We start from the raw sequence: 16,631 nt of genomic DNA, 5'->3' as shown, positions 1-16,631 counted from the left end.
CTCAGATGTGGTAGACGTCGACGACGTGGTGGATGTAGTCGTTCTTGAGGATCACCGTCTTGCGGCGGATCAGCGGTGACTCGCCGGAGAAGTCGATCGTGTAGAACGACGTGCCGTAGTACGGGTCGACGGTCTTGTAGCGGAAGTACATGGTGTGCCAGTTGAACCGCACGTCCACGATGTCGCCGCGGCGCTCGATCAGCTCCACGTTCGTGATGTTGTGGCTGGTGCGTGGCTCCGGGATCGACGTGGCGCTGGAGCGCTCGGTGCGAATCCGGAACACCCGGTCCTCCAGCCCGCCCTTGTTCGGGTAGTAGATGAGCGAGATCTGGCTCTGCGGGTCCTCGGTCAGCAGGTCGTCGTCGCCCCAGGAGGGCATCCAGAACACCACGTCGTCGGCGTAGCAGTCGAGCCACTTCTCGAACTCGCGGTCGTCGAGGTAGCGCGCCTCGCGGTAGAGGAACTGCTCGATGTCGGTCTGCGTGATGGTCTTGGTCGCGCTGGTCATTCCGCCGCTCCGATCGCCTTGCGGAGGGTGTCCCGCCAGTAGCCGTGCTGCACCGGGTACAGGCCCTCGTCCTCGTTCTTCTGTCCCGCCGAGATGACGCCCTTCATGTCCAGCGCCAGCGCGACCTCGTCCGGGCCGGTGAGCCAGTGCTCGGCGCCGCGGCTCATGTCGTTCCACGGCGCCGCGGTGGCGCGGAAGGTGAGCTGGCAGGAGCGGAACTCCTCCAGGTCGTCCGGGGTGGCCATGCCGGAGGCGTTGAAGAAGTCCTCGTACTGCCGGATCCGCCAGGCGCGGGCCTGCGCGCTCTCCCCCTTCGGCGCGATGCAGTAGATCGTCACCTCGGTCTTGTCCGGCGCGATCGGCCGGAAGTGCCGGATCTGGGTGGAGAACTGGTCCATCAGGTACACGTTGGGGTACAGGCACAGGTTGCGCGACCCCTTGACCATGAACTCGCCCTTGGCGTCGCCGAACTGTTCCTTCAGCTCGTCCATCCGGTTCCACAGTGGACGGTCCTGCGGGTTGGCCGCCCACGTCCACAGGCACAGGTGCCCGTGCGGGAACGACCAGTAGCCGCCGCCGGACTTGCCCCAGCTGCCCGCGTCGAGGGTCTTGGTGTCGTTCTTGGACTCGCCGGTGTTGCGCCGGGCGGTGGTGGCCGCGTAGTTCCAGTGCGTCGCGGTGACGTGGTAGCCGTCCGCGCCGTTTTCGGCCTGCACCTTCCAGTTGCCGTCGTAGGTGTAGGTGGACGAGCCGCGCAGCACCTCCAGGCCCTCCGGGGACTGGTCCACCAGCATGTCGATGATCTTCGTGGTGTCGCCGAGGTGCTCCTCCAGCGGCAGCACGTCGGCGTTGAGGCTGCCGAACAGGAACCCGCGGTAGCTGTCGAACCGGGCGACGCGGGTCATGTCGTGCGAGCCGCCGGTGTTGAACGAGGGCGGGTAGCCGGCGCCGTCGGGGTCCTTGACCTTGAGCAGCTTGCCGTCGTTGCGGAAGGTCCAGCCGTGGAACGGGCAGGTCAGCGTCATCCGGTTGTCGGTCTTGCGGCGGCAGACCATCGCGCCCCGGTGCGCGCACGCGTTGATCAGGCAGTGCAGCTCGCCGCCGGAGTCACGCGTGATCACCACCGGCTGGCGTCCGATGTAGGTGGTGAAGTAGTCGCCCGGGTTCGGGATCTGGCTCTCGTGCGCCAGGTAGATCCAGTTGCCCTCGAAGATGTGCTTCATCTCGAGTTCGAAGATCTCCTCGTCGGTGAAGATCCGGCGGTTCGCCCGGTAGATCCCGGCGTCGCGGTCCTCCACGACGGCGTCGGCGAGTACCTCCGACACGTGGTCCAGGGTCTCGGTCATGGAAACCTCCAACGGCCTCAGCGGCACTGCTCGGCTTCGGTGTTCCCCCGACCATGACAAGCGGTGGCCCCAGTCACACCGGGCGATTACCTAGTCCTGACCCAGGGTGCTATTAATCGATGACATCGATCAATCAAGACTGAATCGCTCCTTGTCTTGACTCAATATCCGTACCTACGGTGAATGAATCCACGACGACGAGGAGCGGGAAGGAGGCCGGCGATGGAGCTGCGTCACCTGCGGTACTTCACCGCCGTGGCCGAAACCTGCCACTTCGGGAAGGCCGCCGAGCGCCTGCACATGGCGCAGCCGGCCCTGTCGCACGCGATCCGGCAGCTGGAGGCCGAACTGGGCGCGCCCCTGTTCACGCGCACGACCCGGCAGGTCCGGCTCACCCCGGCGGGTGAGTTCCTGCTGAGTGAGGCGCAGCGGGTGCTGGACACGGTCGAGGACAGCGTCCGCGGGGTGCGCCGCATCGCCGACGGCCGCCTCGGCCTGGTGCGGGTCGGGTTCACCGGCACCTCGGCCTTCTCGCACCTGCCGCGCATCGCCCGCGCGGTCAAGCGGGACCTGCCCGGCGTCGCCGTCGAGGTGCACGCCGACCTGCTCACGCCGGCCCAGTGCGACGGGCTGCGCAACGGCGACCTGGACCTGGCCGTGCTGCGCCCGCCCGCGCAGGGCGAGGACATCGACCTGCACACGCTGGAGGTCGAGCCGCTGATCCTCGCCGTGCCCGCCGACCACCGGCTCGCGGTCGAGCCCGTCGTGTCGGTGGCCGACCTGCGCACCGAGGGGTTCATCAGCTACGCCGCCAAGGATTCCGTGGTCAACGACGCCGTCATGCGCAGCTGCCAGGCCGCCGGCTTCAGCCCGCACCGCGAGCACGAAGCGGCCGGCACGGCGGTGCTGCTCGCGCTGGTGGCCGGCGGGCTCGGCATCGCGGTGCTGCCCGCGTCGGCCCGCGCGCTGCCGCTGGCCGGGGTCGTGTTCCGCGACCTCGCCGACGCCGGCACCGTCGAGCTCGCGCTCGCCTGGCGCCGCGACAACGACTCCCCGCTCGTCCGGTCAGTCCTCGAGGTGCTCGAGGCCGCACTCGCCCCCCAACGACACGAGGTCAGCCGATGAAGATCACGCGGGTGGAGGCGATCCCGTTCGCCATCCCGTACCGCAAACCGCTCAAGTTCGCCTCCGGCGAGGTGCACGTGGCCGAGCACGTGCTGGTGCGGGTGCACACCGACGACGGGGTCGTCGGCGTGGCGGAGGCGCCGCCGCGGCCGTTCACCTACGGCGAGACGCAGGCCGGGATCATCGCGGTGATCGAGAAGATCTTCGCGCCGCAGGTGGTCGGCCTGACCCTGCTCGAACGCGAGACGATGGCGTCCCGGCTGAGCCGCACCGTGGGCAACCCGGCCGCAAAGGCCGCCATTGACATGGCCGTGTGGGACGCGCTGGGCCGCACGCTGGACGTGCAGGTCACCGAGCTGCTCGGCGGCTACACCGACCGGATGCGGGTGTCGCACATGCTCGGGTTCGACGAGCCGGCCGCGATGGTCGCCGAGGCGCAGCGCATGCGCGACGAGCACGGCATCACCACGTTCAAGGTCAAGGTCGGGCGGCGCCCGGTCGCGCTGGACACCGCCGTGGTGCGGGCCCTGCGCGAGGGCATGGGCGACGACGTGGAGCTGTACGTCGACGGCAACCGGGGCTGGACCGCCTCGGAGTCGGCGATGGCGATGAAGGAGATGACCGACCTCGGCCTGCTGTTCGCCGAGGAGCTGTGTCCGGCCGACGACGTGCTGGGCAGGCGCTGGCTGGTGTCGCAGCTGGACGTGCCGTTCATCGCCGACGAGTCGGCCGTCACCCCGGCCGACGTGACCCGCGAGATCCTGGCCGGCTCGGCCACCGCGATCAGCATCAAGACCGCGCGGACCGGTTTCACCCACTCGCAGCGCGTGCACCACCTCGCCGAGGGGCTCGGGCTGGAAGTCGTGATGGGCAACCAGATCGACGGCCAGATCGGTTCCGCGTGCACTGTCGCGTTCGGAGCGTCCTACGCGCTCACCTCGCGGCGGGCCGGGGAGCTGTCCAACTTCCTCGACATGAGCGACGACCTGCTCACCGAACCGCTGGAGATCCACGACGGCGAGCTGCACATCCGTCCCGGCGCCGGACTCGGCATCGAGATCGACCCGGCCAAGCTCGACCGCTACCGCCAGGACCGCTGAACTCCCCCGGATATCAAGGAATCAAGGAGGATCCCATGACCGCCACCCACCACGCTCCCGCGGCCGCCGAGTCCGGCGCCAGTGCCACCGCGCGGTTCAAGAGCGACAAGTTCGCCGCCGTCGCCGACACCCCGAAGGAGCGGGTGTCGCTGCTGGCCCGCGAGGTGCTCTCGGCCGTGCACGAGACCATCCGCAAGCACAAGGTCACCTACGACGAGTACAACGCGCTGAAGGCGTGGCTGATCCAGGTCGGCGAGGACGGCGAGTGGCCGCTGTTCCTGGACGTGTGGGTCGAGCACGTGGTCGAGGAGGTCGCCACCTCGCACCGCAAGGGCAACAAGGGCACCATCGAGGGCCCGTATTACGTGCCCGGCGCGCCGGAGCAGGGCTCGCGCGGGTCGGTGCCGATGCGTGAGGGCGAGGGCGGCACGCCGCTGGTGTGGACGGGCCGCGTGACCTCCGTTGACGGCAGCCCGCTGAAGGACGCGAAGGTCGAACTGTGGCACGCCGACGCCGACGGCCTGTACTCGCAGTTCGCGCCCGGCATCCCGGAGTGGAACCTGCGCGGCACCTTCTCGGTCGAGGAGGACGGCTCGTTCGAGATCCACACCGTGCGGCCCGCGCCGTACCAGATCCCGACCGACGGCGCGTGCGGCAAGCTGATCGCGGCGGCGGGCTGGCACGCGTGGCGCCCGGCGCACCTGCACGTCAAGGTGTCCGCCCCGGGCCACGAGCTGCTGACCGCGCAGCTGTACTTCCCCGGCGACGAGCACAACGACGACGACATCGCCTCGGCGGTCAAGCCGGAACTGGTCCTGGACCCGAAGCCGTCCGACGGCGGCGAGACGGTGACCTACGACTTCGTGCTCGACCCGGCTTGATTCTTACTGGAGGACTCACCCATGTTGTTCCACGTCCGGATGGATGTGCGGCTGCCGTCCGATATGGACCCGTCGGTGCGGGCCGACATCGTGGCCCGGGAGAAGGCGTACAGCCAGAAGCTGCAACGGGAAGGGAAGTGGCCGCACCTGTGGCGCATCGTGGGTGAGTACTCGAACATCTCGATCTTCGACGTGGAGTCGAACGATGAACTGCACGAGTTGCTGTCGGGGTTGCCGTTGTTCCCGTACATGGACATTCGTGTGATGGCGCTGGCGACGCATCCGTCGAAGGTCCAGGACTGACCGTCACGCCCGGTGGGGCGCTCGTCAGCGCCCCACCACGTGTTCCGCCGCCGCGAGCAACGCTCCGTACTGCGTCGCCACCAGCTGCCGGATCGGGATCGTCCGGTACTCGCCGAGCAGCGCGTCTCCGGCGACCCACTCCGCGTGCCTCGCCGCGACCCGCTCCCTGGCCGCCCGCACCGCCGGCCGCGTGTTGCCCACCGCCAGCTCGCCGTCCAGAGCCCGCAACAAAATTCCGCCGTAGCGCAACCGGAAACTGTGCGTCGCCTCGGCGAGGGACGACACCTCGGCCACCGTGGCCGGCCGGTCGGCCTCCGGGGAGGTGCTGCGCGAACGCGCGCTGCGCGCTGCCGACGCCATCATCGTCGCGAAGGACCGGCTCGCCCGCCAGAACGGCGAGTCCGGCACCATCAGCGCCCCGGACACCGCCTCGATCGTGTCCGCCATCAGCGATGACAGGTCCGCCAGCGCCCGGGCGTGCGCGGCCAGCGCCGACGCGTACCCGGTGCCCGCCGGGCCGTCGTCGTCCGCCGTGTCGGACGTCCAGTACGGCAGCTCCGTGACCAGCGTGAGCGCGCCGTACCGGCCGGCGTAGGACGCCGTGTTGTCGCCCGCCGAACTCGTCCACGGCTCGCCGAGCCCGGTCACGTAGTCGTAGGCCCGGCTGATCGACGTGCCCTGGAAGATCGCGTCGTCGAGCCGCGTGATGTAGGGCGCCTCCGGCTCACCGCGGTCCAACGGCAGCCCGACGTGCGCGGGCAGCGCCTGCAGCGCCCGGTGCAGCGGCGGTTCGGCGCGGTTGAGGTAGTAGTAGACGCCGCCCAGCTCGCTGTTGTGCAGCGAGCACACCAGATCCGGCCGGTCCGAATCGATGAGCCGCATCAGCGCCTGCGTCTCCGGCAACGCCGCGTCGAAGTAGGCGTCCTTGTAGTCCAGCGGGAACGTCCACTCCACCTGGTCCGGCCCGGCAGGCCGGTAGAAGTGCCGCGCGTAGTGCTCCCGCGTGAACGGGCCGGCCAGCCAGCCCTCGTTGAGTCGCAGCCCGTCCGGGTCGATGCACGCGATGATCCGCCACCGGTGCCGCAGCCGCGCCCGCAGCCCTGGGTCGGCGCACAACCGCGCGGCCAGGTGCAGCGCGGTGAGCCCGCCGATCGGCTCGTTGGGGTGCGGCAGCCCGAACACCAGCGCCGTCGGATCACCGGGCTCGCCGTCGATCGTCAGGCACAGCAGCGGCTCGCCGTGCCGGGAGGTGCCGACCCGCTGCAACGTCGTGATCTCCGGGTATCCCGCCGCCAGCGTGCGCAACCCGCGTTCCAGTTCGTCGACGCCCGCGAACGCCGGGTAGTCCCCTACTTCGTCGATCTCCTTGACCAGCCATTCCGGCAGCGCCACGGGCCCCCTCCTCGTCCGTCGTTCCGTGCTCGGTCCAGTTCACCCGAATGTGTCGCGGCGGGCGAGGGCCGACCAGGCGAAACGAGTGGAGCGTCACGTGGTTCCGAGGTCGCCGGCCACCTGGTCCAGCTTCGCGCGGATGCGGGCGACCGCGTCCGCGCCGAGCGGGAGCCGCAACGGCGCGTCCGCGGCCCCGGCCACCGCGACGATCGCCGCCGCCGCGTCGGCCGGGTCGCCCGGCGGGTCACCGTCGTCGTCGGTGTAGTCGGGTGCGGCGTACGCGTCGATCTTCTGCGCGACCTGGGCCGACGCGCCGCTGAAACCCGTGCCGAACACCCCCGGCTCGACAATCGTCACCCGCACCCCGAACGGCGCCAGCTCTTCGCGCAGAGCTTCGTGCAGCGCCTCGACGGCGAACTTGCTCGCCGCGTACACCCCGAACCCGGCGCCGGCCGAGAAGCCGCCCATCGAGCTGATCGCCAGCAGGTGCCCGCTCCGCTGGGCGCGCATCACCGGCAGCACGGCGCGGGTCACCGCCAGCACCCCGAACACGTTGGTGTCGAACAGGTTTCGCGCTTCCGCCGGTGACGTCTCCTCCACGGCGCCGAACAACCCGCGGCCCGCGTTGTTCACCAGGACGTCGATGCGGCCGAACCGCTCGACGGCGCGTTCGGTCGCCGCGCGGGCCGCCTTCTCGTCGGTGACGTCCAGCGGCAGCACGAGCAACCGCTCCCCGGTGAGCCGGACGCGGTCCGGACGCCGTGCCGTGGCGACCACGGCGTCCCCCGCGGCGAGCGCCTGCCGGGCGATCGCGGTGCCGAAGCCACCGGACGCGCCCGTGATCAGCCAGGTCTTCATGGTGCCCCCAGAAAGTAGACTGAGTTGATTTCTCGCCTCAGTATACCTTTGGCCCACCCCTGCTCGACGATGAGCTTGCTGGCCAGCCCGAGCCGGACCGACTGGGACGGTGCCGGTGACCAGGTTGGTGGCGGCGTCCACGACGGTCACGGTGTCGGCCCCGTTGGCGGGTCACGAGCCGGGGTGAGCGCGTGATCACCGTGACCGTGTTGTCGCTGTAGTTGGTGACGTAGACGCGCGACGGGCCGGCCGCGACGGCGAGCAGGTGGGTGGTGCGCGTGTCGTAGACCGTCAGGTTGCGCGAACCGGTGTTCGTGACGAACACCTTGATCCGCGGCGGGTACGCCACCGCGGGCACGGCGCGGCTGCGAGCAGGATCGCCGAGCAGGCGACGGCACGGTTCCTGACCACCTGGGCACGGGGTCTCTCCCTCGAGATGTGCAGCACCGGATCGGACGCCGCCCGCGCCGCACCTCGCCGGGAGTGGACGCGCGGGTGGCGGCGCCGCGCACCGAGCACGGCATCGGTGCGGCTGCGTCCCGGCCCGCCACCGAACCCACACCAAATCGGCTGCCACGACCCCGCCGGGCGCGCAACCAACCCCACCTAACCCCGCTCCGCCTCCGCGATGCGTCGCGCGGCGGCCGCCTGCTCGAACGGCGTGTCGCCGTGCGCACGGCGGTCCCCGAGGGTGGCGAACAGCTCCGCGACCGTCGCCGAGTCGTGGTGCGACGCGTGTTCGGCCAGGTCCGGCGCCACCGACCCGAGGATCTGCCGGAACCGGATCTCCGCGAGCGGGCCGAGCCGGTCGTAGATCTGCACGAACACCCGCTGCGCCCGCGCCCGGTCCCAGCCCGCCGGCAGCAGTTCGGCGGGCAGGTCCGGGTCGGTCTCCGGGAAGTGCCGCCAGTCCACGCGCAGCTCGGTCCGCATCCGCAGCGCCTGCTTCGGCCCGATGAGCCCGTCGTCGAGGCTCTGCAGCATCGGCTCGTACCGGTCGGCGAACTCGCGGTACTCCTTCGCCAGCGGCTCCAGGTCGAACGCGGCGACCGGGCTGACCGGCCCGCCCGGCACCTCGGTCGACCGCAGCACCGTCGCCGTCGTGATGCCCAGCTCGCGCAGCACCTCCAGGGCCTGTCCGCCCAGGTCGTGCGGCGACACCCACACCCCGTCGTACAGCGCGGCGAAGCGCAGGACCCGCAGCCGCGAGCGCAGGTTGTTGCGCAACGTCCGGTCCTGTTCGGGGACGGAGAACGCGACGACCGTCCAGCGGCCGTCCCACTTCGGGGCGGTCGAGCCGAACGTCAGCATGCGGTGTGTGCGCTCGACGATCACCTCCGACGTGCGCGGCGGGATCCCGTACGCGGTCGTCCGGCCCTGCCGGGACGCCGTGAGCAGCCCGCGCGCCGCGAGCCGCCGCATCGCCGCGCGCGCGCCGTCGGCCGTGACGTCGAAGTCCGCCAGCAGCCGGACCAGCGCGGTCGCCGGCACGTGCTCGTCCCGCCAGTACCAGAAGTCACCCAGCAGCGACGTGAGCAGCAGCTGGGGTTCGGCGCCGTTCTGCGGGCGGGGCAACGCGTCCCCCGGTTTCTTCGCGGTCACCGACCCAGTCTTGCACAGGTCTTGAAATAGGCGACAGCTCGTGCGACGCTCGTCCTCAACTTCGACAGCAACCCTCTCCGATCGCCTGGCAAGGCCCAACGCAGGGAGAAACACGCCATGCGCCTCACCCTCCGCCGTCCCCTCGTCCTCGCGGTGGCCGCCGTCCTGGCCGTCACCGGCTGCGGCCAGGCCTCGTCCGGCTCGGGTCCCGGCCCGGGCGCCGCCACCGTGCCAGCCCTGCACGACGCCCTGCCGCAGCAGGTCAAGGACTCCGGCGTGATCAGATTCGCCGGGGACTCGCACCCGCCGTACCGGACCGTCGGCGCCGACGGCACCAGTGTCACCGGCATCGACAAGGATTTCCAGGACGCGCTCGGCCGGGTCCTCGGCGTCCGCACGCAGACCGTGGTGGTCAGCAACCTCCCGGCCGCCCTGCAGGGCATGCTCAGCGGCCGCTACGAGGCCTTCAACGGCCCGGTCAAGGCCACCGCCGAACGCGAGCAGCAGTTCGACTCGATCACCTGGATGACCACCCGCACCTCCTACGTCGTGCCCGCGGGCTCCACCGCCGGCATCAAGACGGTGGACGACCTGTGCGGCAAGCGGGTCGCGGTGGTCAGCGCGAGCATCGTCGAGGAGCAGCTGAACAAGCTCTCCCAGTACTGCACCGGCGCCGGCCGCGCGCCCACCACCACGATCGGCCTGGCCGACACCAACGCGACGATGCTGGCCGCCCAGTCCGGCCGCGCGGACGCCGCCGGGATGACCCAGGCCGCGGCCATCGACGTCACCACCGCGCAGACGGGCGCCTTCACCTACGTCACGCAGACCGAGGCGCAGGGCGCGACCGCCGACAACCTCGCGCTGCTCGTGCCCAAGACCAGCGGCCTCGGCCCGGTGCTGCGCGACGCGTTCCAGGCCCTGTTCGACAGCGGCGAGTACCGCCAGATCATGCAGAAGTGGGGACTGACCGACGTGACGGTCGAGAAACCGCTGCTCAACGTCGCCACGTCCCGCTGACCACGGAGAATCCATGACAACCCTCACCGCGGCGCCGCCCGACGACGTCGCCACCGCGCGCCACCGGTTCCAACCGTGGCGCTGGGTGGCCGGGATCGTCCTGGCGGTCGTCACCGCCCAGCTCGCCTGGTTCCTCATCGGCAACTCCCGCTTCCAGTGGGACGTCGTGGCCGAGTACCTGTTCGACCCGACCGTGCTCGCCGGGCTCGGCACCACCGTCCTGCTCGCGGTGGTGGCGATGGTGATCGGCTCGCTGGTCGGCGGGCTGCTCGCCGCGGCGCAGCTGAGCGACTTCCCGCCGCTGCGCTGGGCCGCGACCGTCTACATCGGAGTGTTCCGCGGCATCCCGCCGCTGGTGCAGCTGATCTTCTGGTTCAACCTGGCCTACCTGCTGCCGCGGCTGTCGATCGGCATCCCGTTCGGCCCGGTGTTCGCCTCCTGGGACGCCAACCTGGTGATCACCCCGCTCACCGCGGCGATCATCGGCCTGTCGCTGGTGGAATCCGCCTATCTGGCCGAAATCATCCGCGCCGGGCTGCTCGGGGTGGACAGCGGGCAGCGCGACGCGGCCAGGGCGATGGGTTTCACGCCCGGCCAGACGTTCGTGCGCGTGGTGCTGCCGCAGGCGATGCGCACGATCATCCCGCCCGCGGGCAGCCAGTTCATCAGCGTGCTCAAGGGCACCGCGCTGGTGTCGGTGATCGCGATGGCCGACCTGCTGCACTCGGTCCAGGTCATCTACAACCGCACCTACCAGATCGTGCCGATGCTCATCGTCGCGTGCCTGTGGTACCTGGCGGTGGTCACGTTGCTGACGATCGGCCAGCGCCGCCTGGAACGGCACTTCAGCCGGGGACACGGGGTGAAGAAATGAGCGATCCGGTGCTGCGCGTGCGTAACGTGCGCAAGTCCTTCGGCGACCACACCGCGCTCGACGACGTCAGCCTCGACGTGCACGAGGGCGAGGTCGTGGTGGTGATCGGACCGTCCGGGTCGGGCAAGTCGACCCTGGTGCGGTGCGTGCACCAGCTGGAGAGCATCGACGGCGGCGCGATCTACCTCGACGACGAGCTGCTCGGCTACGAGCGCCGCGGTTCCCGGCTGCACCCGCTGCCCGAGCGGCGCGTCGCGGCCCAGCGGCGGCGGATGAGCATGGTGTTCCAGCAGTTCAACCTCCTCCCCCACATGACCGTGCTGCGCAACGTCACCGAAGCGCCGGTGCGCGTGCACGGCCGGGACCGCGCCGAGGCCAGGGCGGAGGCGCTGGAGCTGCTGGCGCAGGTCGGTCTGAGCGACCGCACCGGGCACTACCCGCGGCAGCTCTCCGGCGGCCAGCAGCAGCGCGTGGCGATCGCCCGCGCGGTCGCCACCCACCCGCGGATCACGCTGTTCGACGAGCCCACCAGCGCGCTCGACCCCGAGCTGGTCGGCGAGGTGCTCGGCGTGATGCGGGACCTCGCCGCGAACGGCATGACCATGGTCGTGGTGACCCACGAGATGGCCTTCGCCCGCGAGGTCGCCGACCGCTGCGTGTTCATGGAGGCGGGCCGGATCGTCGAGTCCGGGCCGCCCGCGGAGCTGTTCGGCGACCCGAAAACCCCGCGGCTGCGGGCTTTCCTGGCCCGCCACAACGCGACGATGGAAGGTGTTTCGTGATCACCATCGCCTCGGTCGGGGACCTGATCCTCGACGAGCCGGACCCGGCGTCGTTCCTCGCCCCGTCCGCGGACCTGCTGCGCGCGGCCGACGTGACGATCGGCCACGTCGAGGTCCCGCACTCCACGACGACGGTCTCGCAGAGCACCGACGTGCCCGCACCGCCCGCCGACCCCGCGGCGCTGAAGGCGCTTGCTCAGGCGGGTTTCGACATCGTCACCCTGGCGGGCAACCACATCTGCGACGCCGGCGACGTCGGCGTGGCCGACACCATCAGGCACTCCCGGGAAGCCGGGCTCCTGCCGACGGGCGCGGGGGCGAACCTCGACGAGGCCCGCGAGCCCGCAATTGTCGAGCGCGACGGGCTGCGGGTCGGCGTGCTGTCCTACAACTGCGTCGGCCCGCGGGAATCCTGGGCCACGTCGAAGAAGCCCGGCTGCGCCTACGTGCACGTGCTCACCCACTACGAGCTGGACCACGCGAGCCCCGGCGGCCCGCCGAAGATCTACACCTTCGCCGACCCGGACAGCCTGGACGCGATGGCCGACGACATCCGGGCGCTGCGCGCGGACGCCGACATCGTGCTGGTGTCGCTGCACAAGGGCGTCGGCCACACCCCGGCCGCGGTCGCGATGTACGAGAAGCCGGTGGCCCGCGCGGCGATCGACGCGGGCGCCGACGCGGTGTTCGGGCACCACGCGCACATCATGCGCGGCATCGAAACCCACCGCGGGAAGCCGATCTTCCACGGGCTCGGCAACTTCGTCACCGTCACCCACGCGCTCACCCCGGGCACGGGCTCGGACTCCAGCGCGGAACTGGAGGCGTGGTCGCGGCGGCGCAAGGAGCTGTACGGGTTCGCGCCCGACCCGCGGATGCCCGCCTACCCGTTCCACCCGGAAAGCCGCAACACCGCGATCGCCTGGCTCGGCTTCGACCGCGACGGGCTCGCCGAAGCCGGGTTCGTGCCGTGCTGGATCGACGAGCGCGGCGCGCCGGTGCCGTGCGGCGGCACGCCGGACGGCGACCGGGTGACCGGCTACATCGACGACATCACCCGCAGGGCCGGGCTGAACGGGCGGTTCACGCCGCGCGGCGACCGGGTCCTGCTGGACGACATCGAAAGGACGTCATGACCGACCAGCCGCTCGCCGGGCGCACCGTCATCGACCTGACCACCGCGCTGGCCGGCCCGTACGCGACGCTCCTGCTCGCCGGGCTCGGCGCCACGGTCATCAAGGTGGAGAACCCGTTCACCGGCGGGGACTCCTCCCGCAACAACGCGCCCTACCTCGGCCGCGACGGGCTCTCCCTGACGCGGCGCGGCGACGACGACATGTCGGTGTCGATGCTCGTCCGCGGCCGCAACAAGCTCAGCGTCACCCTGAACCTGAAGAACCCGCGCGCCAAGGCGGTCTTCGCCGACCTGGTGCGCGACGCCGACGTGCTGGTGGAGAACTACAGCCCGGGCGTGACGCACCGGCTCGGCATCGACTACCCCGCGGTGCGGGAGCTGAACCCGCGCCTGGTCTACACCTCGATCAGCGGGTTCGGAGCGCAGGGCGGTCCCGGCTCTGGCAAGGCGATGGACTCGATCATCCAGGCGCTGAGCGGCGTGATGATGACCGCGGGCGAGCCGGACGAAGGCCCGGTGCGGTTCGGGCTGCCGGTCGGCGACATGCTGGCGCCGCTGTTCGCGGTGATCGGGACCGTGTCGGCGCTGATGCAGGCCGAGCACACCGGCGAGGGGCAGCACGTCGACGTGTCGATGCTCGGCGCGCTGACCTCGCTGGTGGCGTGCGAGCCGTTCGACGCCTTCGAGGCGGTCGGGCTGCCGCAGCGCACCGGGTCGATGGTGCCGCGGCTGGCGCCCTTCGGGATCCTGCCTGCCGCCGACGGTCATGTCGCCCTGTGCGCGCCGACCGACGCGTTCGCGCACGGCGTGCTGCGTGCGATGGGACGCGCGGACCTGGTCGAGGACGACCGGTTCCACAGCCGGGACCAGCGCGTCCGGCACGCCGACGAGCTGCACGACCTGATCCGCGAGTGGTGCGCGTCGCGCCCGGTGGCCGAGGTGGTCGACGCGTTCGCCGCGCACGGGGTGCCCGCGGCGCCGGTGCGGGAACCGCGGGAGGCCGTGCGCGATCCGCTCGTGCGGCAGCGCGAGGAAGTGGTGCCGCTCGCGCACCCACGGCACGGCGCGGTCGCCGACCTGTCCGCGACCGGCATCCCCATCCGGTTCTCCGGCGCCCGCGCGGGTTTCGACCGCCCGGCGCCCGCGCTCGGCGAGCACAACGACCAGGTGTACCGGGAGCGGCTGGGGTACAGCGCCGAACAGCTCGCGGAACTGGCCGCCGACGCGGTGATCTGATGGCCGCGGTGATCGGATACGTGGGCGCGGACGTCCCGGTGGAGCTGATCACCGCGGCCGGGGCGCGTCCCGTGCGGCTGGCCGGGCGGCCGGACGCGGACCGGACGCTGGGCGAGAAGTACCTCGGCCGCGGCCTCGACCCGGCGGCGCGGTCGTTGCTGTCCCGGTTGCTGGCCGGGGAGTTCGGCAGGCTGGACGGGCTCGTGGTGTCCCGCGACTGCGAAGCGTCGCTGCGGTTGTTCTACGCGCTGCGCGAGCTGCGGCGGGTGGAGCCGGCGGTGGCGCTGCCGCCGGTGCACCTGGTCGACGTGCTGCACCTGCCGCACCGCACGACGACGCGGTACGTGCTGGCGAAGGTCCGGCAGCTGCGGGCGACGCTGGAATCGTGGACGGGCTCCGTGATCACCGACGCGGCACTGGCCGACGCGATCACCGCGCACGACCGGTTGCGGGCGCTGCTCGGTGAGATGGCGGCCCTGCGCAGGCGCGGACGGCTGAGCGGGACGCGAGCACTGTCCATTGTGGCCCGGACGACCGCGTTGCCGGTGCCCGCGGCGATCGAGCTGGTGGAGTCGGTGCTCGAGGAGGATCACGCCCCGGTACCGGGGCTGCGGGTGTTCCTCACCGGCAGCGGGCACGACGGCCCGGAGGTGTACGAGGCGCTGGAGGAGGCGGGATTGCTGATCGTCGGCGAGGACCACGACTGGGGTGATCTGCTGTGGCAGCGGCGGGTGGGCGCGCCGACCGAGCTGGCGCTGGCCGAGCGCTACCAGCACAACGGGCCGTCCGCCCCGCGCGCGTCGATCCGCGCCCGGGCCGCGCACACCGCCGCCGCGGCGCGAGAGTGCGGAGCCGAGGCGTTGATCTCCTACGTCCGCGAGCACGACGACGCGCCGCCGTGGGACTACCCGGCCCAGCGCGAAGCCACCGGGTTGCCGGCGGTCCTGCTGGAACGGCAGCCGTACGGCGGCCTCACCCCCGAAGCCCGCACCGCGATCAAGGAACTGCCGTGACCCGCCTCGCCTCCGCGTCCGCCGCCACCGCCTACCAGAAGGAGTGGTTCGCCGGCCTGCGTGCGCAGGACGGGCCGCTGGCGCTGGTCAACGCCGACGCGCCGCAGGAGATCTTCCGCGCCATGGGCATCCCGTACGTGGTGAACCAGTGGTGGGCCTCGATCGTCGCGGCGAAGCGGCGCACCCAGGACTACCTCGCGCTGCTGCGGGAGCGCGGCTACCCGGACTACGTGGAGCAGTACAGCTCGACGTCGCTGGCCTCGCTGTTCGATCCCGACCCGGCGAACGCGCCGTGGGGTGGCCTGCCGCGGCCGTCGATCGTGCTCGCCGAGACCACCGGGGACGCATCGCGCAAGATCTTCGACGTCTGGGACGCTCAGCCGGGCATCACGTTCTACCCGCTGGAGAGCGCGGCCGCGGACGACGTGCCGGTGCGCTGGTGGGAGCTGATGCCGCGGCGCTGGGAGGAGGCGATCGGCAGCGACCGGCTCGACCTGATGGTGGGCGAGCTGGAGGGGCTGATCCGGTTCCTGGAGCAGACCACCGGGCGGGTGTTCTCCGAGACCCGCTTCCGGGAGGTGATGGCGCTGGTCAACGAGCAGCAGGAGTGGAACCGGCGCACCAGGGACCTGATCGCGGCGGCGCGGCCGTGCCCGCTCGCGGTCACCGACAGCATTCCGAGCGTCATGGTGCCGCAGTGGCATCGCGGGACGGAATGGGCGCGGGACGCGGCGCGGGCCTTCCACGACGAGGTCGCGGCGCGCATCGACGCGGGCGCGGCGGTGTGCGAGGACGAGCGCGTCCGTCTCATGTGGATCGGCCGGGGGTTGTGGTTCGACCTGGATTTCTACCGCCGGTTCCAGGAGAGCCACGGCGCGGTGTTCGTGTGGTCGATGTACCTCGCGATCGCGGCCGACGGGTACCTGCGCTACGGCGACGACCCGTTGCGGGCGCTGGCGGCGCGCTTCGCCGCGTTCTCCGACCAGCTGTACACGCCGCCGTGGTCGGCCGAGTGGTACGTGAAGGAGGCCCGCAACCACGGCGTGGACGGCGTGGTGCACCTGGTCTCCGACGACGCCCGCGGCGGCTACTTCACGACACGCGCCCTGCGGGCGGCGGGCATCCCGGTGCTGGAGCTGCACGCGGACAACGTCGACGCACGGCAGGCCTCGCCCGAGACGATCAGCGCCGTGGTGCGCGACTGGCTGGACCGTGAGGTGTGCTGAACGACCCCGATATCCGCGGTGCTCGGCAGCGGTCGCCGGAGGCGATCAGCACAACCTTCAATGCCCACGGCACTCGGCGACGCGCAGCGGGCGACGCCTCAGCCGTGCGGCGTGCGCGAGAGGGGCGGGACCGTGACGTGCGCCGAACCACCCTCGACACCCACGGCGCTCGGCGACGCGCAGCGGGCGGCGCCCCAGTCGCGCGGCGTGCGCGACGGGCTGAACCACCC

16 protein-coding genes are annotated in these 16,631 nt (G+C 71.3%); 11 read left to right on the top strand and 5 right to left on the bottom strand.

The window, feature by feature from the left end:
• Window position 1 precedes the first annotated feature (1 nt).
• Entirely contained in the window at window positions 2-508 is a 507-nt protein-coding gene (gene benB / locus L2C96_RS30110) for a benzoate 1,2-dioxygenase small subunit (protein ID WP_020418941.1), read from the bottom strand.
• Window positions 505-1,854, bottom strand: coding sequence for a benzoate 1,2-dioxygenase large subunit (gene benA / locus L2C96_RS30105; RefSeq protein WP_237338599.1), 1,350 nt, complete (start codon window positions 1,852-1,854; stop codon window positions 505-507). Before benA ends, benB begins: the two co-directional genes overlap by 4 nt.
• 222 nt (window positions 1,855-2,076) lie before the next feature.
• On the opposite strand from benA, the gene L2C96_RS30100 reads away from it, so the two are divergent.
• The 4 genes from L2C96_RS30100 to catC are packed head-to-tail and all read left to right on the top strand — an operon-like array spanning window position 2,077 to window position 5,263.
• Window positions 2,077-2,979: a LysR substrate-binding domain-containing protein gene (locus L2C96_RS30100; protein WP_237338598.1), complete on the top strand. Its 903-nt coding sequence runs from the start codon at window positions 2,077-2,079 to the stop codon at window positions 2,977-2,979.
• Window positions 2,976-4,079 carry an enolase C-terminal domain-like protein gene (locus L2C96_RS30095; RefSeq protein ID WP_237338597.1) on the top strand — a complete coding sequence of 368 codons (1,104 nt, stop codon included), beginning with the start codon at window positions 2,976-2,978 and terminating at the stop codon, window positions 4,077-4,079. The genes L2C96_RS30100 and L2C96_RS30095 overlap by 4 nt, the downstream gene beginning before the upstream one ends.
• 35 nt (window positions 4,080-4,114) lie before the next feature.
• Window positions 4,115-4,960, top strand: a complete 846-nt coding sequence (gene catA, locus L2C96_RS30090; protein WP_237338596.1) for a catechol 1,2-dioxygenase — start codon at window positions 4,115-4,117, stop codon at window positions 4,958-4,960.
• A 21-nt stretch (window positions 4,961-4,981) separates the two neighbouring features.
• Window positions 4,982-5,263: a muconolactone Delta-isomerase gene (catC, locus tag L2C96_RS30085; RefSeq protein ID WP_020418936.1), complete on the top strand. Its 282-nt coding sequence runs from the start codon at window positions 4,982-4,984 to the stop codon at window positions 5,261-5,263.
• Window positions 5,264-5,287: 24 nt separating this feature from the next.
• Here the strand turns inward: catC and L2C96_RS30080 are convergent, their stop codons facing one another.
• The 3 genes from L2C96_RS30080 to L2C96_RS30070 form a co-directional block, all read right to left on the bottom strand.
• The gene (locus tag L2C96_RS30080) at window positions 5,288-6,655 is read right to left on the bottom strand and encodes a M14 family zinc carboxypeptidase (RefSeq protein ID WP_237338595.1); all 1,368 of its coding nucleotides are present in this window, start codon (window positions 6,653-6,655) and stop codon (window positions 5,288-5,290) included.
• Window positions 6,656-6,748: 93 nt separating this feature from the next.
• On the bottom strand, window positions 6,749-7,513 hold the full coding sequence (locus L2C96_RS30075) for an SDR family oxidoreductase (protein WP_237338594.1): 765 nt from the start codon (window positions 7,511-7,513) through the stop codon (window positions 6,749-6,751).
• A gap of 606 nt (window positions 7,514-8,119) precedes the next feature.
• The gene (locus tag L2C96_RS30070) at window positions 8,120-9,115 is read right to left on the bottom strand and encodes a PaaX family transcriptional regulator (RefSeq protein ID WP_020418932.1); all 996 of its coding nucleotides are present in this window, start codon (window positions 9,113-9,115) and stop codon (window positions 8,120-8,122) included.
• A 117-nt stretch (window positions 9,116-9,232) separates the two neighbouring features.
• On the opposite strand from L2C96_RS30070, the gene L2C96_RS30065 reads away from it, so the two are divergent.
• Genes L2C96_RS30065 through L2C96_RS30035 form a run of 7 tightly spaced genes read left to right on the top strand, consistent with a single transcriptional unit; the run spans window position 9,233 to window position 16,401 of the window.
• Window positions 9,233-10,135 (top strand): transporter substrate-binding domain-containing protein, encoded by a 903-nt coding sequence (locus L2C96_RS30065; RefSeq protein WP_237338593.1) that lies wholly within the window; start codon window positions 9,233-9,235, stop codon window positions 10,133-10,135.
• A 13-nt stretch (window positions 10,136-10,148) separates the two neighbouring features.
• Entirely contained in the window at window positions 10,149-11,009 is an 861-nt protein-coding gene (locus tag L2C96_RS30060; protein ID WP_237338592.1) for an amino acid ABC transporter permease, read from the top strand.
• On the top strand, window positions 11,006-11,791 hold the full coding sequence (locus L2C96_RS30055) for an amino acid ABC transporter ATP-binding protein (protein WP_237338591.1): 786 nt from the start codon (window positions 11,006-11,008) through the stop codon (window positions 11,789-11,791). Before L2C96_RS30060 ends, L2C96_RS30055 begins: the two co-directional genes overlap by 4 nt.
• Window positions 11,788-12,927, top strand: coding sequence for a CapA family protein (locus L2C96_RS30050; RefSeq protein WP_237338590.1), 1,140 nt, complete (start codon window positions 11,788-11,790; stop codon window positions 12,925-12,927). The genes L2C96_RS30055 and L2C96_RS30050 overlap by 4 nt, the downstream gene beginning before the upstream one ends.
• The gene (locus L2C96_RS30045; protein ID WP_237338589.1) at window positions 12,924-14,162 is read left to right on the top strand and encodes a CaiB/BaiF CoA transferase family protein; all 1,239 of its coding nucleotides are present in this window, start codon (window positions 12,924-12,926) and stop codon (window positions 14,160-14,162) included. Before L2C96_RS30050 ends, L2C96_RS30045 begins: the two co-directional genes overlap by 4 nt.
• The gene (locus tag L2C96_RS30040; protein WP_237338588.1) at window positions 14,162-15,175 is read left to right on the top strand and encodes a 2-hydroxyacyl-CoA dehydratase family protein; all 1,014 of its coding nucleotides are present in this window, start codon (window positions 14,162-14,164) and stop codon (window positions 15,173-15,175) included. Before L2C96_RS30045 ends, L2C96_RS30040 begins: the two co-directional genes overlap by 1 nt.
• Window positions 15,172-16,401 carry a 2-hydroxyacyl-CoA dehydratase family protein gene (locus L2C96_RS30035; protein WP_020418925.1) on the top strand — a complete coding sequence of 410 codons (1,230 nt, stop codon included), beginning with the start codon at window positions 15,172-15,174 and terminating at the stop codon, window positions 16,399-16,401. The genes L2C96_RS30040 and L2C96_RS30035 overlap by 4 nt, the downstream gene beginning before the upstream one ends.
• The last annotated feature ends 230 nt before the right edge of the window (window positions 16,402-16,631 follow it).

It is taken from the genome of Amycolatopsis tucumanensis, assembly GCF_021654135.1.
Lineage (GTDB): Bacteria > Actinomycetota > Actinomycetes > Mycobacteriales > Pseudonocardiaceae > Amycolatopsis_E > Amycolatopsis_E tucumanensis.
Note: the sequence above shows the minus strand (reverse complement) of the source record. Positions and strands in the feature narration are given on the sequence as shown.

What these genes read in the sequence shown, in the direction of transcription:
- L2C96_RS30060 (WP_237338592.1), top strand. Translation starts at nt 10,149, where the DNA reads ATGACAACCCTCACCGCGGCGCCGCCCGACGACGTCGCCACCGCGCGC.
- L2C96_RS30055 (WP_237338591.1), top strand. Translation starts at nt 11,006, where the DNA reads ATGAGCGATCCGGTGCTGCGCGTGCGTAACGTGCGCAAGTCCTTCGGC.
- benA (WP_237338599.1), bottom strand. Translation starts at nt 1,854, where the DNA reads ATGACCGAGACCCTGGACCACGTGTCGGAGGTACTCGCCGACGCCGTC.
- L2C96_RS30065 (WP_237338593.1), top strand. Translation starts at nt 9,233, where the DNA reads ATGCGCCTCACCCTCCGCCGTCCCCTCGTCCTCGCGGTGGCCGCCGTC.
- benB (WP_020418941.1), bottom strand. Translation starts at nt 508, where the DNA reads ATGACCAGCGCGACCAAGACCATCACGCAGACCGACATCGAGCAGTTC.
- L2C96_RS30075 (WP_237338594.1), bottom strand. Translation starts at nt 7,513, where the DNA reads ATGAAGACCTGGCTGATCACGGGCGCGTCCGGTGGCTTCGGCACCGCG.
- catA (WP_237338596.1), top strand. Translation starts at nt 4,115, where the DNA reads ATGACCGCCACCCACCACGCTCCCGCGGCCGCCGAGTCCGGCGCCAGT.
- L2C96_RS30095 (WP_237338597.1), top strand. Translation starts at nt 2,976, where the DNA reads ATGAAGATCACGCGGGTGGAGGCGATCCCGTTCGCCATCCCGTACCGC.
- catC (WP_020418936.1), top strand. Translation starts at nt 4,982, where the DNA reads ATGTTGTTCCACGTCCGGATGGATGTGCGGCTGCCGTCCGATATGGAC.
- L2C96_RS30045 (WP_237338589.1), top strand. Translation starts at nt 12,924, where the DNA reads ATGACCGACCAGCCGCTCGCCGGGCGCACCGTCATCGACCTGACCACC.
- L2C96_RS30100 (WP_237338598.1), top strand. Translation starts at nt 2,077, where the DNA reads ATGGAGCTGCGTCACCTGCGGTACTTCACCGCCGTGGCCGAAACCTGC.
- L2C96_RS30040 (WP_237338588.1), top strand. Translation starts at nt 14,162, where the DNA reads ATGGCCGCGGTGATCGGATACGTGGGCGCGGACGTCCCGGTGGAGCTG.